Source organism: Kitasatospora sp. NPDC048286 (assembly GCF_043201735.1).
Lineage (GTDB): Bacteria > Actinomycetota > Actinomycetes > Streptomycetales > Streptomycetaceae > Kitasatospora.
On the sequence record NZ_JBICZE010000014.1, the window covers coordinates 220,059 to 237,971 of the forward strand.

The window sequence follows — 17,913 nt, forward strand, 5'->3', positions numbered from 1 at the left end:
CGCCCGTGACTTCTGGATCAGGTGTGCGCTCCTCCCCCTGGTGGCGGATCTGATCGGCTGTTACGTTCTGCTCGCTCGGTGCCGAATTGGCTGCCCACGCTCAAGCCCCGTCACACCTCGCGCGCCCCAACTCCCGTCATCGATCCCAGGGGGACCCTCATGGACGCTTCCCGTACGGCCCGCCGTCTCGGCCGGGCGGCCGCCCTCGCCGTCGCCGTCGCGCTCGCGGTCACCGCGTGCACCTCGGGCGGGGGAGGGGCGGCCGACGGCGTGGCCAAGAGCGAGCCGCCGAGACAGGACTCCCAGGACATCAACGCCAAGCCGCTGGACCAGATCAGGGACGGCGGGGAGGTGCGCTTCCAGCTGGACCAGTGGATCACCCAGTGGAACCCGCTCCAGGTGGACGGCGGTTCCTACACCGACACGGTGAACCTGATCCGGGCCGTGGAGCCCTCGCTCTTCCGCACCGACGCCTCCGGCGCCTTCCAGGCGGACCCGGACTACCTGGTGGAGGCCAAGGTCACCTCGGTCTCGCCGCAGGTGGTCACGTACAGGCTGAACCCCAAGGCCAAGTGGTCCGACGGCAAGCCGCTGAGCTACCTGGACTTCAAGGCCGACTGGCAGACGGGCAACGGCAAGGACCCGGCGTACAACATCTACGACCCCTCCGGCTACGAGCTGATCTCCGCGGTCGAGCAGGGCGCCGACCCGAGCGAGGTCAAGGTCACCTTCTCGGAGCCGTACGCGGACTGGCAGAACCTGTTCCGCCCGCTGATCCCGGCGGCCGGCATCGCCACCCCGGACGACTTCAACAAGGGCTGGGTGGAGAAGGTCCCGATCACCGCGGGTCCGCTGAAGATCGGCGTGGCGGACAAGACCGCGCAGACCATCAGCCTGGTGCCGGACCCGGCCTGGTGGGGCACCCGGCCCAAGCTCGACAAGATCACCTTCCGGGTGATGGACAAGGCCGCGAGCATCCAGGCGTACCTCAACAACGAGATCGACTTCGCCTCGGCCGGCACCGCCACCGCGTACGGGCAGCTCAAGAACGCCAAGGACACCGTGATCCGGGCCGCCAGCCCGTGGGACGAGGTGCACATCTCCTTCGGCGGCACCGGCGCGCTCGCGGACCGGAAGGTCCGGCAGGCGCTCGGCAAGGCGCTCGACCGCTCGGCGCTGATCAAGATCGCCAACAACGGGGTGCCGGTGGAGTTCAAGCCGCTCGGCAACCACATCATCATGCCCAACCAGGCCGGCTACCAGGACAACTCCGGCGAGTGGGCGAAGTTCGACCTGGCCGCGGCCAGGCAACTGCTGGACGAGGCCGGGTGGAAGGAGTCCGGCAGCGGCCAGCCGCGCACCAAGGACGGCAAGCCGCTGGAACTGCACTGGGTGCTCAGCGACGGCACCCCGCAGGCCCAGGTCGACCTCGCCACCGCGGCGGCGGCGATGTGGCAGACCGTGGGGGTCAAGGTCGACCTGGACAAGGTGGCGGCCAACGACTACTTCGCCAAGTACGTCACCCCGGGCAAGTTCGACATCGCGAGCTGGCGCAACACCGACTCGTTCCCGAACTCCAAGAGCCTGGCCAACTTCCGTCTGCCGGTGGGGGACAACACCTTCAGCAACCCCTCGCGACTGGGCACCCCGGAGATCGACGCCCTGCTGAAGAAGGCGGCCGGGACGGTCGACCCGGCGGAGGCGGCGAAGCTCTACAACCAGGCGGACGCGAAGATCTGGGAGCTCGGCCACACCGTGGAGCTCTACCAGCGGCCCGCCGTGGTGGCGACCCGCAAGGGGCTGGCCAACTACGGTGCCTTCGGCCTCGCCCAGGAGGACTACAGCAAGGTCGGCTGGGAGAAGTAGCCGCCGCCCGGACGGGCCCGGCCGCCGCACGGCAGGCGCTGGCGAGCAGCGCGGTGATCACGAGGCCGGTGGAGCGGGCGCGGGGGGATCGGCTCTGCCGCCCCCGCTGCCCGACCACCCGCCTTGACCTTCCGCGTTGCCCGCAGGCCGCCCGTGTCGTGGGGCCCGGCAGGGCCCGCGCTCTTCCAACCGGGGAAGAATCTAGCGGCGCTCCGGCCGCCCGCGAGGCAGCGCGCGGGGCACGCCCGGAAACCCGCCGAGCTGTCACCCGGTTCGCGCACCGGAGCGTCAACTACGGCTGACAGCAAGGAAAAAAGGGGCATTCCTGCCATTGCGCCCCGGGGTGTGAGGGGGCTTCCCGCCCCTGGTCCGTGCGCGCACACCGTCGTGCCCGCGCGTGCACACCTGCCGCGCCGATGCGTGCGCCCGGTCCGGACCGCTGCCAGGATGCGCGGGACAGGCCCTTTCCGCCCCCCCTTCCCGACTCCGGAGCAGCTCCGATGGCCAGTGACCCCGCTGCCGCGGCACCCCACAGCCACCCCGTCGATCCGCCGCCGGTGCGCCGGATGGTCCCGCGCGACCGGCACGAGCCGCACCGGGTCTCCACCCCGCTGGAGCTGTTCTTCGACCTCTGCTTCGTGGTCGCGGTCGGCCAGGCCGGGCGGGAACTGGCCCACGCCCTGGCGGCCGGGCACTACGGCGACGGGCTGCGCGGCTACGCGCTGGCGTTCTTCGCGATCTGGTGGGCCTGGATGAACTTCACCTGGTTCGCCTCCGCGTACGACGTCGACGACGTGCCGTACCGGATCACCACGCTGGTGCAGATCGCCGGGGTGCTGATCCTCGCCGCCGGGGTGCCGCGGCTGTTCGCCACCCAGGACCTGACGCTGGTGATCGCCGGCTACGTGGTGATGCGGCTGGCGATGGTCACCCAGTGGCTGCGCGCGGCCGCCAGCGAGCAGGGCCTGGCGCGAAGGGTCGCGCTGGGCTACGCGGCGGGGATCACGCTCTGCCAGGTCGGCTGGGTGGTGGTGCTGTTCCTGCCGCACGACGTCCGCCCGTACGTCATCCCGCTCGGGGTGCTGTGCGAGCTGGCCGTGCCGGTGATCGCCGAGCTGCGGATGCGGACCTCCTGGCACCCGCACCACATCGCCGAGCGGTACGGGCTGTTCACCCTGATCGTGCTCGGTGAGACGGTGGCCGCGGCCACCGTCGCGGTGCAGTCGGGGGTGGACGAGCACGAGGACCTGGGCCGCCTGGTGCCGGTGGCGGCCGGCGGGCTGCTGATCTGCTTCTCGGCCTGGTGGATCTACTTCGCCCGGTCCGTCCACGAGCACCTGCGCTCCAACCGGCAGGCACTGGTCTGGGGCTACGGGCACTACCTGGTGTTCGGGTCGGCGGCGGCGATCGGCACCGGGCTGGAGGTCGCGGTGGAGTCGGCGGTGCGCCAGGCGCACATCCCGGACACCGCCGCCACCGCGACCGTCACCGTGCCCACCGCGCTCTACCTGCTCACGGTCTGGCTCCTGCACTCCCGGCACACCAAGCGGGGTGCGGCGGCCCAGGCGGTGGCGCCGGTGGGGGCCGCGCTGGTGCTGGCCTGCACCGCGCTCGGCGGCGCCGGGGTGCTCGCGGCGGGCCTGGTCTGCGCGCTGACGGTGGCGGTGGGCGTGCTGATCCACGGCCGGGAGAGCCGGCGGGCGGGCGTGTGGGCGCGGGGCCGGCGGGCGGGCGCCGGCTAGCCGACCCGTTCCAGCAGCACCGGCTCGTGCTCCGCCAGCCAGTCCAGGTAGGCCGGGTTGACCCTGGCCAGATCCAGGTAGGCGGCCCGCAGTTCGCCGTACAGCGCGTCCAGGGCGGGCGGGCTGAGCACCCGCGGACGCCAGGTGAACAGCAGTCGGACGGCCAGAGGGTCCCCGTACACCGGGCGGACCACCGTGCCGGGGCCGGGTAACGAGGTCGGCTGGCACGGGCGGACGGCCTCGCCGGAGGCGACCAGCTCGGCGGCGGTGGCGTTGTCCCGCACCTGGACGACCCGGGGGTTGAGCCCGGCCTCGCCGAACACCCGGCGCATCGCCGCGTACTCGTGGTCGGCGGTCGGGTCGACCATCCAGGTGTCCTCGGCGAGGTCGGCCAGGTGGACGACCGGCCGGGCGGCGGCCGGGTGTCCGGCGGCGAGCGCGACGAACTGCGGCTCCCTGGCCATCAGTACCCGGTGCTCGGCGTCCGGCGGCACCCGCAGCGGGAAGCCCTCGCACTCGTACACGAAGGCCACGTCCAGTTGGTCGGCGGCGACCATCCGCAGCAGCGCGCTGGCCGAGACGTCCACGTGGATGGTGGTGTCGGTGTCCGGCAGCCGCTCGTGCACCCGGCGCAGCCAGGCCGCGACCGCCCGGCTGCCGACGCTGCCGATCCGCAGCCGCCGCTGTCGTCCTGGCCCGGCCGAGTCCCGGGCCTCCTGGCGGGCGGCGGCCACCAGGGCGGCCATCTCGGTGATCACCGGCCGGGCCCGGGAGAGCACCGAGTGGCCGAGCGCGGTGGGCCGGCTGCCGGTCTGCTCGCGGGTGAACAGGGTGCCGCCGATGGCCCGTTCGATGCGGTGCAGCTGGGTGGTGAGGGAGGGCTGGGTCATGCCGAGCTGGAGCGCGGCCTTGCGGAGGCTGCCGCTGTCGGCGATCGCGCACAGCACCCGGAGGTGTCTCACGTCGAGCTCCACGTCCGGAGCATAGACGTCGCCGCACCGTATCGCCAAGGACATGACAGGCATTCAAGGCGTGCCGAAGAGCCGGTCGGCGGACCGACCGGCCGGTCGACCGGCCCGGCGCGCGGCGAACCGGGCGGTCATGCGGCGGTGCTATCGCCGGTTGGCATCATCCGTGACGGCACCGGGCGGGTCGAAGCTCGGTGGGCAGCAACCCGCCCCGGCCACACCGTCGGGGCGGCCCCCCACCGTGCGCCGTCCCGGGCCCGGCCCCACCGGCCCCGGCGAGCCGGCGCACCGCGAAACCGGAGCCCCCACATGAAGCGATCCGTGCTGTCCGCCGCACTGGGCCTCGCCCTCGCGGCCGGCCTCGCGACCCTGCCCGCCGCCGCGGCCTCAGCGGCCCCGGCCGGGCCGGCCCTCCAGGGCTACACCCCCTCGACGTCCGCCGGTCCGGCCGCGGAGACCGCGGACAACCAGGCCTTCTTCCGGGCCGTGATGGCCTCGGCCAAGGCCCGGCAGGCCGCCGACCCGTGGCTGCTGACCGTCACCGTCACCTACGACACCGCGAACGCGCCCTCCTTCACGAGTCAGATATCCCGGGCCGCGCAGATCTGGAACGGCTCGGAGCGCAACGTGCGGCTCCAGGAGACCGGCGGCAACGGCGACTTCTCGTACTACGAGGGGAGCGACAGCCGCGGCTCGTACGCCAGCACCGACGGGCACGGCCACGGCTACGTCTTCCTCGACTACCAGCAGAACCAGCAGTACAGCTCGCTGCGCGTGGTGGCGCACGAGACCGGTCACGTGCTCGGCCTGCCCGACGACTACTCCGGCCCGTGCAGCGAGCTGATGTCGGGCGGCGGCCCCGGCCCGTCCTGCACCAATCCGTACCCCGACGGCAACGAGCGCAGTCAGGTCGACTACCTCTGGTCGAACGGCCTGGCGGCGCGCGACTGACACGCCCGGCAAGCGGGTTCGGCGCGGCGGGCCGCCCGGCCGGAATCGGGCCGCCCGCCGCTCCGGGTACTTCCCCGCACGGGAGCCTAGCCGCCGCCGGAACGGAATGCCAGGGGCACGAATGAGTCAAGTCGAGGAAAAGGCGACTCAATTCCGTTCCACGGCAGGGGTATTGGATCGTGCTATCGCGGGTTGGCATCATCCGCGCACGCACCGGGTTGCCCGAAGCTCTGGGGACACCACCCGTTGACCAGGTGTTCCCCGTGGCCGGCCCCCAACCGGCCACGTCACCCCAGGAATCGGAGCCCCCACATGAAGCGATCCGTGCTGTCCGCCACCCTCGGCCTCGCCCTCGCGGCCGGCCTCGCCGTCCTGCCCACCACCGCCGCCGCCGCGGCGCCGGCCGCCCCGGCCGTGCAGGGCTACACGGCCACGACGTACGCCGGTTCGGCCGCGGAGGCGGCGGACAACCAGGCCTTCTTCCAGGCCGTGATGGCCTCCGCCAAGGCCAAGCAGGCCGCCAACCCGGGCCTGGCGACCGTCACCGTCACCTATGACGCCAGCTCCGCCCCGTCCTTCCGCAACCAGATATCCCAGGCCGCGCAGATCTGGAACAGTTCGGTCACCAACGTCCAGCTGCGGTCCGGTTCGGCCGCCGACTTCCGTTACTACGAGGGCAACGACAGCCGCGGCTCCTACGCCAGCACCGACGGCCACGGGCGCGGTTACGTCTTCCTCGACTACGCGCAGAACCAGCAGTACAGCTCGGTGCGCGTGGTGGCGCACGAGACCGGCCACGTGCTCGGTCTGCCGGACCACTACTCCGGCCCGTGCAGCGAGCTGATGTCGGGCGGCGGCCCCGGCACCTCCTGCACCAACCCCTACCCGAACGGCGCCGAGCGCACCCGGGTCAACTCGCTCTGGGTGCGCGGCTGACCCGCAGCCTTCCCACGGCCAGGGCAGTGAGCCCCGGACCGGTCGCGTCGGTGCGGCCGGTCCGGGGCGCCGCCGCGTCGGTGCGCCGCCGGGGGCTGTCGGTGCCGCGTGCGAGCATGCGGGCGAGACCCCTCCGCCCCCGACCGCCAGGAGCCACCGCCATGCCCCGTTCCGTCCCCGACCGGCTCGCCGACCTCCCGTACGCCGAGCTGCTGCGCCCGCACGGCGGGCCGCTGCGCAGCGACGAGCGCTACGACACCGCGCACTTCGACGGCGGCGAGCACACCGACGAGTCGGGCGCCGGGGCGGCCTTCCTGGAGTGCGCCTTCACCGGCGTCGCGCTCAGCGGGGTCAAGCTGCGCCAGGCCCGGTTCAACGAGGTCTGGGTGCAGGCCGGCCGCTGGGTCGCCTGCGACCTGAGCGACTCCGAGTGGCAGGACAGCGCCTTCGTCGGCGGGGTGCTCGCCGGGGTCGCCGGGTACGGCTCGGCGCTGCGCCGGGTGGTGTTCCGCGGCTGCAAGCTGGAGGCGGTCAACCTGCGCTCGGCCGTCCTGCGGGACGTCGTCTTCGAGGACTGCCTGCTGCGCGACGTGGACTTCGGCGAGGCGAAGCTGACCGGTGTCTCCTTCCCCGGCTCCACGCTGGAGGAGGTCCGGCTGCGCGGCGCGACGCTGAGCCGGACCGACCTGCGCGGGGCCGTCCGGCTCGGCCTGGTCGACGGCCACCAGGGGCTGCGGGGCGCGGTCATCAGCTCCACCCAACTGCTGGAACTGGCGCCGCAGTTCGCCCACGCGCTGGGGATCGAGGTCAAGGACCGCTGAACACCCGGGTTGTGTCCGGCCTCCTCCGCCCGTTCAGCCGGGCGTCGCCCGGTGACACCCGGACGAACAGTCCGCCAATCCTGCCGCGCGCATCTGGTGGGAGGCCTGGCGCGGGGTGGAGACTGCTGCGCGATCGAGTGAGCCCCGACTTGTGTACACAACATCGCCAGCGAAGGGACGGGCCGGGCTGATGGCCGAGTTGAGTCGTAGGAAGTTCGTCGCGCTGTCCGGTGCCGCCGCGGCAGGCCTCGCCGTGGCCGGCACCGGCGCCGGAGCCGCGGGGGCCGCCCCGAGCGGCACGGCCGCGACCGCCGCCACCACCGCGCTCAGCACGACCGGCACCATCACCGACGCCCGGCACGTGGTGATCCTGATGCAGGAGAACCGCAGCTTCGACCACTACTTCGGCATGCTGCGCGGCGTGCGCGGCTTCGCCGACCGCAGCGCCATCCAGATCTCCGGCGGCTACAGCGTCTTCAACCAGCCGAACGGCCTGTTCGGCCGGCAGTACCCGTGGCAGTTCAGCCAGACCAAGCCGGCCGGCGGCGCCGACCCCGAGCGCCTGGCCCAGTGCAACGGGGACCTCAGCCACGGCTGGTCCGACCAGCACAAGGCGTGGAACGGCGGCAAGCTGGACTCCTGGGTCGCCGCCAAGGGCAACGTCCGCACGCTCGGCTTCCTCACCCGCCAGGACATCCCGTTCCACTACGCGCTGGCCGAGAACTGGACCATCTGCGACGCCTACCACTGCTCCGTACTGAGCGCGACCGGCCCCAACCGCACCTACCACTGGTCCGGCCAGATCGACCCGGCCGGCGCCGCCGGCGGCCCGGCCTACGACGGCGGCGAGGAGAAGGGCCTGCGCTGGCAGACCTACGCCGAGGCGCTGGAGAGCGCGGGCGTCAGCTGGAAGGTCTACCAGAACGCCGCCGACAACTACGGCGACAACGCCCTGGCGTACTTCAGCAACTTCACGGGCGCCGCGGCCGGCAGCCCGCTGGCCGTCAAGGGCATGGGCTCGGTGCCCAAGGCCACCGGGCGGACCCCGGACGACATCGCCGCCGCGATCAAGGCCGACGTGCTGGCCGGCACCCTCCCGCAGGTCTCCTGGATCGTCGCCGACCAGGCCTCCTCCGAGCACCCGTACGCCACCCCGGCCGACGGCGCGCACTTCGTCCACATGGTGATCGACGCACTCAACGCGGACCCGAACGTCTTCGACTCGACCGTCCTGTTCCTCAACTACGACGAGAACGACGGCTTCTTCGACCACGTCCCGCCGCCGGCCGCCCCGGCCGGCACCCCCGGCGAGTTCTACAACGGCACCAACATCGGCCTCGGCTTCCGCGTCCCGCTGATCGCCGTCTCGCCCTGGACCCGCGGCGGCTGGGTCAACTCCGAGACCTTCGACCACACCTCGGTGCTGCGCTTCCTGGAGGTCTGGACGGCCGCCCTCGGCAAGCCCGCCACCTGCCCGAACATCAGCGACTGGCGCCGCAAGGTCTGCGGCGACCTGACCAGCGTGTTCGACTTCGCCAACCCGGTGTACGGCCTGCCCGCGCTGCCCGACACCTCGCAGACCATCGGTCTGTCCGCCTGCGGTCCGCTGCCCAACCCGGCCCCGGTGAACAACCAGCTGCCGGTGCAGGAGTCCGGCACCCGCCCGGCGCGCGCCCTGCCGTACCAGCCGAACGCCAACCTGGACCACTGGGACGCCGACGCCAGTGGTGTCATGCACGTCTGGGTGAAGATGTCCAACGAAGGCGCCGCCCGCGCCTCGCACTTCGCGGCCTACGCCAACGCCTACCGCGGCGGCGGCCCCTGGCAGTACACCGTCGACTCCGGCAGCCCCGTCACCGACTTCTTCAACTGCGGCACCAACGGCTTCGGCAACGGCAGGTACGACCTGACCGTCGTCGGCCCGAACCGCTTCCTGCGCCGCTTCACCGGAGACCTCACCAAGGCGGGCAAGAGCGCGGCCGTCACCGCCTCGTACGCGGTCGAGCCGGGGACGGGCAAGCTCGCGCTCTGGTTCAGGCTCGCCAACTCGGGCAGCACGCCGATGACCTTCACCATCGCCTCGAACAACTACCGGACGGACGGCCCCTGGACGTACCAGGTCCCGGCCGGCGGCAGCGTCGACGACTTCTTCAACGCGGTGGCTTACACCAACGGCTGGTACGACTTCACCGTCACGGTGGACGCCGACAGCAGCTGGTCCCAGCGGTTCACCGGCCACCTGGAGACGGGCGCGCCGAGCGTCACCGGCTGACCGCTCCCGGCGCCGCGGGCCCCGACCGCTCACCGGTGGTCGGGGCCCGCGGCGGTTCGGCCGCCGGCCTCAGGACCAGGGGGAGGGCGGGAACCAGATGTAGCCGAGCCGGCCCAGGATCCGCACGTCCCAGTAGACGACGGTGAAGACCCCGGCGACCAGGAAGGCCGCCGCGGTCAGCACGCTGATCCGGGCGGGCCCGGCCGCCAGCCGGCGCTGCAGTCGCCCGCCCGCCGTGTAGGTGAGCAGCACGAACAGCAGCGCCATGACCGCGATGTTGCCGATCGACTGCAGGAGGAACGCGCCGGCGCCGTAGACCGGGTCGTGGCTGTCGGCGGCGTGCCGGAACAGGTCGCGGAAGAGCGGGTACGGCCGGCCCACCAGGAAGCCGCCGATCAGCGCGCCGACGAGCACCAGCGGCGCGTTCGGGAAGCGGCGGGAGAGGCCGGCCAGCGGGTCCCGGACCAGACCGACGGCGGCCAGGCCGAGCACGATCATCACGAGCCCGATCAGGCCGAAGGTCACCATCGACTGGATGGACCGGGGCGTCAGGCCCTTGGCCGCGGCCGTCGAGAACTGCGGCATGTGCGTGCCGACGAGGCCGACCAGCGCCCCGTAGGCGGCGGAGACCGGCGCCATGCCCGCGAAGATCCACCCCAGTGGCCGGGCGACGTGCAGCAGCCTGCCGCGCAGCGAGGGCGTCTGCCCGACCAGCGGGCCGACCGCGCCGAAGGCCGCGATGTTGCAGGCGGTGAACGAGCCGGCCAGTCCGGAGACGAAGGCGAACAGGATGCCGGAGAGCACTCCGGTGATCGGCGTGCCGTGGGCGTCGTGCCCGAGCAGGGCGTCGGCGCTGCTGAAGCCGATCTCGTCGTCGACCAGCTTCGCGTTCCAGGCGTACGCCAGCAGCAGTCCGCCGGCGGTACTGAGCAGCAGGGTGAGCCAGCGCCGCCGGGGGAAGTCCCCGGTGACGAACAGCGAGGTGCGGGAGGCGAGTTGGCGCGGGGTGGGATCGGCCGGCGCGTTCGGCCGGCCGGACGCGAAAGTACTCATGGCGGAGCCTCGATTCGGCAGGGGACCCGGTGCTCGACGGCTGACATCCTGGCGGTGCGGCCGGTCGGCCGCTTCTTCCGTCGTGCCGTGTCGGAACGCGCTCGGGCGGCGCCGTCCGAGGACGGCGCCGCCCGATCCGCCGGGCTCCCGCGGCTCAGTTCCCGTGGCCGTAGCCGGAGTCGACGATCCGCTTCGCCCCCTCGGCGTAGTAGCCCGGGTCCGCGGGAAGGTCGGTGGCCAGGCAGTCGACGTACCGGTTGTACATGCAGAACGCGGCGGCGATCAGCACGGTGTCGTGGATCTCGGTGTCACCGGCGCCGGCCGCGCGGGCGGCCGCCACCGCCTCCGGCGAGACCGGCGCGGCCTGCGCCTGCACCTGCGCCGCGATCCGCAGCAGGGCCCGCATCCGCTCCGGGAGCGGCGCGGACGAGAGGTCGGCCAGGGCCGCCTTCACCAGGTCCTCGCCGCCGTCCAACTGCGCCGCGGCGAAGGCGCTGTGGGCCCCCTCGCAGAAGCGGGTGCCGTTGAGGTGGGAGACGTACGCGGCGACCAGCTCGCGCTCGCCCCGGCTCATCGGGGCCGGGGCCCGCAGCAGTGCGTCGGCCAGCATGCCCAGTGGGGCGGCGGTGTCCGGACGCAGCGTCAGCAGGCCGCTGATCCCCGGCAGTCCGTTGTCGATGGCGATGTGCGGCACGGTGCGCTCCCTTGGCTGGGCAGGACGGACGGCGCTCCATCCTCACGAGTGCCGGGCCGGGCCGCCAACTCCGAGATTGCCCTGACCGGACGGGAGCGACCGGCCGGTTCCGCCTGCCCCGTCTGCCCCGCCTGCCCCGTCTGCCCCGCCGGTCCGGCCGCTCAGGCGAACGGCCCCCGGGGGAACCAGGGGTCGTGGACCTCCCGGGGCCCGTCGGAGGTCAGCAGGGTCAGGCTGTGGGCGCCGGAGGCGTACTCGGCCAGCTGGACCGCGCCGTGCCGGGTCTCCAGCTCGGCCTGCACGGGCACCGGCAGCTTGGTCAGCGCCCGTCGCAGCTGCAGGGCGTCGCGCCGGCTGATCGGCTGCGGGGAGCGCAGCACCAGCCGCAGCGGGCTGAGCGGCCCCGCCACCGGCACCCCGCTGCCCAGCTCGTAGCCGACCGCGCCGATCGGCCCCCAGGGGAGCCGGTGGTCCGCCACCAGCCGGCCGACCTCCGGCAGCAGGGCCAGCGCCGGGATGCCGGCCAGCCGCTCGGGGGCCAGCCGCTCGCGCCGTTCGGCGAGCTGCTCGGGCCGCAGCGTCCTGGCCACCGCCGCCCAGGGGGCCAGCGCGTCCATCCGCTGACCGGGGCGCGGGCCGCGCACGGTCACCGGGAACCACAGCTCGGGCGCCGCCTCCGGGTCCCGGGTGCAGCGCTGGGGGTGCGGCAGGTCGACCGGGTTGCCGACCACGGCGGGCGCCCGGCCGACCGTGACCCAGGGGTTCGCCCGCAGCACCGCCCGCGCCCAGTCCGGCAGCTCGCCGCCGGCGAGGGGCCGCAGCGAGCTGGGGCACTGCATCAGCAGCAGGTCGTGGGTGCCGGGCAGCCGGCCGTCCAGGGCGGCCAGCGGACCGACCCGCCGGCGCGGTCCGTCGTGCGGGTCCTCGGCGGTGCGCCGGGCGTGGCTTCCGGGGTGTACGACGGTCACAGCGGGCTCCAGAGGGTGGCGTCGATTTTCGCCGACGGCCCCAATCTGCGCCCGGCCGGCGGCCCCCGGCTACGGCCCTTGGGCGCGTCCACCAGGGACCAAAGGCTCAAGGTGCGCCCGTGGGCACCCGGTGTGAGAGTGGGGGCAGCCCGGTCATCAGACCTTCCGTCCATCCCCTTTGGAGGAGTCATGGGCATCTTCGAGAGGTTGTTCCACCGGTCGCAGCACGAGTCCGCCGGGCAGGAGGCCGCCCAGCGCGCCGCCCTCGCCCACGACGAGGCCGCCGACGCGTACACCAACGACGTCGAGCGCACCCGGGACCAGCAGGAGAAGCTCGCCCAGGAGGAGGCCGACCGGCGTGCCGCCGAGAACATGACCTCCGAGGGCGACCCCTGGGGCTGAGCCCCGGACTCAGCCCGTACGGGGCGGCAGCGGCGGGCGCCGCAGGTCCGGCCGGGGCGTGGACTCCGGCGGGGGCGCCGCGGCGGGCACGTCCTCCAGCAGGTCCAGGGCCAGCTGGACGGCGGTGACCAGTTCCGGGTGGCGCCCCCGCGCCCAGTCGCGCGGGGTGCGCAGCACGTGCACGTCCGGCTCGACGCCCCGGTTCTCCACCGACCAGCCGAGGCCGCCGCCGAACCAGGAGGCGTTCTTCGGCACCGAGATCTGGGTGCCGTCGCCGAGGGTGTGCCGCCCGCTCATCCCGACCACCCCGCCCCAGGTGCGGGTGCCGATCACCGGGCCGAGCCCGAGCAGCTTGATCGCCGCGATGATCACGTCGCCGTCCGAGCTGGTGGCCTCGTCGGCCAGCGCCACCAGCGGTCCGCGCGGCGCGTGCCGGGGCCAGCGCACCGGGTGGCGGCCCCGGCTGAAGTCCCAGGCCAGGACGTGCCGGGAGAGCTTCTCCAGCACCAGTTCGGAGACGTTGCCGCCGGCGTTGCCGCGCACGTCCAGGACCAGTGCGGGCTTGTCCAGCTCGCGCCGCAGGTCCCGGTTGAACTGCGCCCAGCCGGAGCCGCCGAGGTCCGGGATGTGCAGGTAGCCGCACCGCCCGTCGCTGAACTCCCGGACCAGGGAGCGCCGTCTGGCCACCCAGTTCTGGTAGCGGATGGGCCGCTCGTCGGTCAGCGGGGTGACCACGATCCGCCGCACCGGGCCGTCCGGGCCGCCGCGCAGGGCCAGTTCCAGGGTGCTGCCGCCGGTGCCGGCCAGCAGCGGCAGCGGTCCGCGCACCGGGTCCACCGGGCGGCCGCCGACCTCCAGGACCTCGTCGCCGTCCCGGACGCCCTGGGCGGCCAGCGGGGCGCGGGCGCGCGGGTCGGAGGTCTCGCCGGGCAGCACCCGGTGGACCAGCCAGCGGCCGTCGGGGGAGTGACGGGTGTTGGCGCCGAGCAGGCCGAGCGGCTGCTGGGCGAGGACGGGGCCCTCGGCGCGCCGGGACGGGGTGACGTAGGCGTGCGAGGTGCCGAGTTCGCCGAGGAGTTCGCGCAGCAGGTCGGCGAAGTCGTCGGGGGAGCAGACCCGGTCCAGCAGCGGCTCGTACTGGGCGACCAGCGCGGGCCAGTCCAGGCAGGACATCCGCTCGTCCCAGAACTGGTCCCGGACGATCCGGGCCGCCTCGTGGTACGCCTGGCGCCACTCGGCGGCCGGGTGCACGGTGTGGGTGATCCGGCGCAGGTCGACGGTGGTGCCGGCGGCGGGGGCGGCGACCGGGATCACCCGCAGCGCCCCGGCCGAGTAGACCACGATCGAGCCGCCGTCCCCGGAGACGGCGTAGCCGTCCAGCTTGTCGACCAGGGTGCTGCGGGTGCCCCGGGCGAGGTCGAAGTGCTCCAGTGAGGGGCGCCCCGAGGTGTCCTCCGGGCTGGCGAAGGTCTGTCCGAGGGTGCCGGAGATCGGCCAGCGCAGCCAGACCAGGCCGCCGCGCACCGCGTCGGTGGCCGAGTACTTGGAGGCGATCACCGGGAACTGGAGCAGCCGCTCGCCGATGCCCTCCGGGTCGACCCGGACGGTGCCGTCGCCGCCGCCGTCGCCGTGCGGGGCGCCGTCCTCGGCCGGGGCGGCGAACGGTGAGGGGGTGTCGGCGGCGAGCGACACGAGGTACGGGCGGCAGCCGACCGGGAAGGAGAGGTCGCCGGTGTGCACGTCGTGGACCGGGTCGAAGCCGCGCCAGGACAGGAAGGCCAGGTAGCGGCCGTCCCGGGTGAACACCGGCTGCTCGTCCTCGAACCGGCCGTCGGTGACGTCGGTGGTCCCCGCGGGCGTGTCGGCGCGGGTGAGCCGGATGCGGCGCAGCGAGCGCCCGGCGACCGGCTCGGACCAGGCGATCCAGTGCGAGTCGGGGGAGAAGCGGGCGCTGGAGACCGGTCCGTAGCCGGAGGCGGCCACCTCGCGGACCTCGCCGTCGGCGGCGGAGAGCAGCAGCAGCCGCCCGTCCGAGGTGGTGACGGCGAGCCGGCTGCCGTCGGGGGAGGCGGTGAGCTCCAGGACGCGGCCGATCCGTCCGGCGGCGAGCAGCCGGTGGCGGTGCCGGTCCGAGCCCTGGTGGCCCGGCGGCCCGGCGTGGCCGGGCAGCGGCACCACCTCGATCGCGTCGGCCCCCTCGGCGTCGGTGATCCAGGCCGCCTCGCCGGTGTGCCCGAGCACCACCGGCAGCCGGGTGCGCACCCCGGGGGTGTCGGCGAGCGTGCGGGCCGGACCGTCCTTGTGGGTGAGCCAGTACTGGCTGCCGCGCACGGTGATCACCCCGGCCCGGCCGGTCTGGTCGCAGGCGAGGTCCTTGACCTGGCCGGCGGTGTTGACCTGGTACGGGCGGCGGCCGGCCCGGGCGCCGCCGAGCGGGACGTGCAGCAGGTGCGGGGCGGGGGCGTCCAGGCCGTCCAGCAGCCAGAGGTCGCCGGCGTGCTGGTAGACGATCCGGGTGCCGTCGGTGGCGGCCTCGCGGGCGTAGTAGGAGGCGTGGTCGGTGTGCCGGCGCAGGTCGGTCCCGTCCGGGCGGCAGGAGTAGACGTTGCCGATGCCCTCGTGGTCGGAGAGGAAGGCGATCCGGCTGCCGAGCGCTCCGGTGACCGGCATCGGTGCGGCGAGGTGCCCGGTGTGCTCGGGCAGGATCCGCTCGCCGTCCACCCAGAGCCGGCCGATGGCGCCGCCGCGGTAGCGCTTCCAGGCGGCCGGCTCGTGCGGGGCGGCGCCGGTGAGCAGCACGGTCCGCTCGCGGCTCATCTGGGCGTCGCCGACCGGCCCCCAGGGCATCCGGCGGCCGGGGGAGCCGTCCGGTGGCAGGGCGTGCGCCCAGGTGTAGTGGCCGAAAGGCTCGTGGTAGGAGGTGACGGCCAGCACCTCGCCGTCCGGCAGCCAGCCGCGCACCCGGGTGTCGTGGCTGCCCCAGAAGCTGAGCCGGCTCGCCTCGCCGCCGTCGACCGGGGCGGTCCACACCTCGGGGGTCAGGCCGAACCAGCTGGTCCAGGCGAGGGTGGCGCCGTCGGGGGAGAAGCGGGGGTGGCTGACCCGGGTGCGGTCGCAGCCGACCCGCCAGGCCCGGCCGGTGCCGGCGCCGTCGGCGTCCAGCGGGGCGATCCAGACGTCGTCCTCGGCGGTGAAGGTGAGCAGGCCGCCGTGTAGGTGGGGGTAGCGGAGGTAGCCGGGCGGGGTCACCCCTCCATCCTTCGACGGGGTGTCACCCCCGGCAACCGGAGACGCCGGGAACCGGTCTGGACCATTGACACCGCCCTGTCGAATCCACTTCAGTGGTCTAGTCCAACTTGGGTGCCAGGCCGGGCCGTTCCCCCCACTGGCGCGTGCTCCGGCGTGCCCTCGGACGTCCCCCCACGACCGCGCCATCGCAGGAGCACCCGCATGCGCAGAACACCCATGCCCAAGACCCCGGTCAGGGGCCGCCGCGCGGCCCTCGCCGCCGGTACCGCCTCCGCCGTCGCCGCGGCCGCCCTGGTCGGCGTCACGCTGGGCCTGGCGCCCACCGCCTCGGCCGGCGAGTTCCTGGTCAACGGCGGCTTCGAGTCCGGCTCGCTCGGCCCCTGGAGCTGCACCGGCAACTCCGGCAGCGTCGTCACCGCCCCCGTGCACGGGGGCAGCCGCGCGCTCGCCGCGGCCGCCACGGCCGGCGACACCGCCCAGTGCGCCCAGACCGTCACCGTCGCCCCGAACACCACCTACACGCTCAGCGCCTTCGTCAACGGCTCGTACGTCTACCTGGGCGTGGACGGCGGCGGCCCGAGCACCTGGACGCCGGGCACCGGCGGCTCGTACCAGAAGCTCAGCGTCAGCTTCACCACCGGGGCCAACCAGACCAGCGCCACCGTGTACACCCACGGCTGGTACGGGCAGGGCACCTACTACGCGGACGACATCTCGCTGGACGGCCCGGGCGCGCCCAGCCCGACGCCCACGCCGACCGCCACCGCCTCCCCGACCGCGACGCCCACCGGCACCCCCTCGCCGACCGCGACGCCGACCGGGACTCCGACGGGCACCCCGACCGGCACGCCCACCAGCCCGCCCGCCGGCAGCCACGCCCTGGTCGGCTACCTGCACGCGAGCTTCGCCAACGGCGCCGGCTACACCCGGATGGCCGACGTCCCGAACTCCTGGGACTTCATCGACCTGTCCTTCGGCGAGCCCACCTCCGTCACCTCCGGCGACATCCGCTTCAACCGCTGCCCGGCCACCGAGTGCCCGACCGTCGAGTCGGACGACGAGTTCAGGGCCGCCATCGCCGCCAAGCGGGCCCAGGGCAAGAAGGTGCTGATCTCGATCGGCGGCCAGAACGGCCAGGTCCAGCTGACCACCACCGCCGCCCGGGACACCTTCGTCAGCTCGGTCTCGGCGATCATCGACAAGTGGGGCCTGGACGGCCTGGACATCGACTTCGAGGGGCACTCGCTCTCCCTCAACACCGGTGACACCGACTTCAGGAACCCGACCACCCCGGTCATCGTCAACCTGATCTCCGCGCTGAAGACCCTCAAGGCCAAGTACGGCCCGGGCTTCGTTCTGACCATGGCGCCGGAGACCTTCTTCGTCCAACTCGGCTACCAGTACTACGGATCCGGCCCCTGGGGCGGCCAGGACCCGCGCGCCGGGGCGTACCTGCCGGTCATCCACGCGCTGCGCGACGACCTCACCCTGCTGCACGTCCAGGACTACAACTCCGGCTCCGTCATGGGCCTGGACAACCAGTACCACTCGATGGGCGGCGCCGACTTCCACGTCGCGATGACCGACATGCTGCTCAAGGGCTTCCCGGTGGCCGGCAACGCGAACAACGTGTTCCCGCCGCTGCCCGCCTCCAAGGTGGCCGTCGGCATGCCGGCCACCACCAACGCGGGCAACGGCTACGTCGCCCCGGCCGAGGTGAACAAGGCGCTCGACTGCCTCACCAGGCTGGCCAACTGCGGTACCTACGTGCCGCGTTCGGGCGCCCAGCCGAACCTGCGCGGACTGATGACCTGGTCGATCAACTGGGACCGGTTCGGCGGCCAGGAGTTCTCCAGGAACTTCAACGGCTACTTCGGCCGCTGAGCCGCCGAGCGGCTGATCCGACCGGCCGCCGATCCGACCGGCCGCCGATCCCGCGGGCCGCCGGCCCGACCGCCCGCGGGGCCGTGCTTGAACCTGACACCGGTGTG

13 protein-coding genes are annotated in these 17,913 nt (G+C 73.6%); 8 read left to right on the forward strand and 5 right to left on the reverse strand.

The features are described 5' to 3' along the window. Positions 1 to 159 precede the first annotated feature (159 nt). The gene (locus ACGF13_RS30555; protein WP_392881225.1) at positions 160 to 1,866 is read left to right on the forward strand and encodes an ABC transporter family substrate-binding protein; all 1,707 of its coding nucleotides are present in this window, start codon (positions 160 to 162) and stop codon (positions 1,864 to 1,866) included. A 500-nt stretch (positions 1,867 to 2,366) separates the two neighbouring features. Beyond that, complete coding sequence (locus tag ACGF13_RS30560; protein ID WP_392881228.1) at positions 2,367 to 3,608, forward strand: low temperature requirement protein A; 1,242 nt, start codon at positions 2,367 to 2,369, stop codon at positions 3,606 to 3,608. Here the strand turns inward: ACGF13_RS30560 and ACGF13_RS30565 are convergent. Continuing rightward, on the reverse strand, positions 3,605 to 4,582 hold the full coding sequence (locus ACGF13_RS30565; RefSeq protein ID WP_392881231.1) for a LysR family transcriptional regulator: 978 nt from the start codon (positions 4,580 to 4,582) through the stop codon (positions 3,605 to 3,607). The genes ACGF13_RS30560 and ACGF13_RS30565 overlap by 4 nt on opposite strands. 303 nt (positions 4,583 to 4,885) lie before the next feature. Between ACGF13_RS30565 and snpA (ACGF13_RS30570) the strand changes: the two genes are divergently transcribed. The 4 genes from snpA (ACGF13_RS30570) (at position 4,886) to ACGF13_RS30585 (ending at position 9,556) form a co-directional block, all read left to right on the forward strand. Continuing rightward, positions 4,886 to 5,527 (forward strand): snapalysin, encoded by a 642-nt coding sequence (gene snpA / locus ACGF13_RS30570; RefSeq protein ID WP_392881233.1) that lies wholly within the window; start codon positions 4,886 to 4,888, stop codon positions 5,525 to 5,527. A gap of 312 nt (positions 5,528 to 5,839) precedes the next feature. Beyond that, complete coding sequence (gene snpA / locus ACGF13_RS30575) at positions 5,840 to 6,463, forward strand: snapalysin (RefSeq protein ID WP_392881236.1); 624 nt, start codon at positions 5,840 to 5,842, stop codon at positions 6,461 to 6,463. Between the two features lie 161 nt (positions 6,464 to 6,624). Next, the gene (locus ACGF13_RS30580; RefSeq protein ID WP_392881238.1) at positions 6,625 to 7,284 is read left to right on the forward strand and encodes a pentapeptide repeat-containing protein; all 660 of its coding nucleotides are present in this window, start codon (positions 6,625 to 6,627) and stop codon (positions 7,282 to 7,284) included. 190 nt (positions 7,285 to 7,474) lie between these two features. Next, on the forward strand, positions 7,475 to 9,556 hold the full coding sequence (locus ACGF13_RS30585) for a phosphocholine-specific phospholipase C (RefSeq protein ID WP_392881241.1): 2,082 nt from the start codon (positions 7,475 to 7,477) through the stop codon (positions 9,554 to 9,556). A 69-nt stretch (positions 9,557 to 9,625) separates the two neighbouring features. On the opposite strand, the gene ACGF13_RS30590 is transcribed toward ACGF13_RS30585, so the two are convergent. The 3 genes from ACGF13_RS30590 to ACGF13_RS30600 all read right to left on the reverse strand — a co-directional run bounded on the left by ACGF13_RS30590 (position 9,626) and on the right by ACGF13_RS30600 (position 12,271). Next, on the reverse strand, positions 9,626 to 10,609 hold the full coding sequence (locus ACGF13_RS30590) for a hypothetical protein (RefSeq protein ID WP_392881243.1): 984 nt from the start codon (positions 10,607 to 10,609) through the stop codon (positions 9,626 to 9,628). Between the two features lie 154 nt (positions 10,610 to 10,763). After that, a complete protein-coding gene (locus tag ACGF13_RS30595; protein WP_392881245.1) occupies positions 10,764 to 11,303 on the reverse strand; it encodes a carboxymuconolactone decarboxylase family protein in 540 nt (179 codons plus the stop codon). Between the two features lie 161 nt (positions 11,304 to 11,464). After that, positions 11,465 to 12,271, reverse strand: coding sequence for a phosphoribosyl-dephospho-CoA transferase MdcG domain-containing protein (locus tag ACGF13_RS30600; protein ID WP_392881248.1), 807 nt, complete (start codon positions 12,269 to 12,271; stop codon positions 11,465 to 11,467). A gap of 189 nt (positions 12,272 to 12,460) precedes the next feature. Here ACGF13_RS30600 and ACGF13_RS30605 point away from each other — a divergent pair, with 189 nt between their 5' ends. Next, positions 12,461 to 12,673 (forward strand): hypothetical protein, encoded by a 213-nt coding sequence (locus ACGF13_RS30605; RefSeq protein WP_392881251.1) that lies wholly within the window; start codon positions 12,461 to 12,463, stop codon positions 12,671 to 12,673. A gap of 9 nt (positions 12,674 to 12,682) precedes the next feature. Here the strand turns inward: ACGF13_RS30605 and ACGF13_RS30610 are convergent, their stop codons facing one another. Next, positions 12,683 to 15,922, reverse strand: coding sequence for a S41 family peptidase (locus ACGF13_RS30610; protein ID WP_392881253.1), 3,240 nt, complete (start codon positions 15,920 to 15,922; stop codon positions 12,683 to 12,685). A gap of 201 nt (positions 15,923 to 16,123) precedes the next feature. On the opposite strand from ACGF13_RS30610, the gene ACGF13_RS30615 reads away from it, so the two are divergent. Further along, the gene (locus ACGF13_RS30615; protein ID WP_392881256.1) at positions 16,124 to 17,806 is read left to right on the forward strand and encodes a chitinase; all 1,683 of its coding nucleotides are present in this window, start codon (positions 16,124 to 16,126) and stop codon (positions 17,804 to 17,806) included. Positions 17,807 to 17,913: the final 107 nt, after the last annotated feature.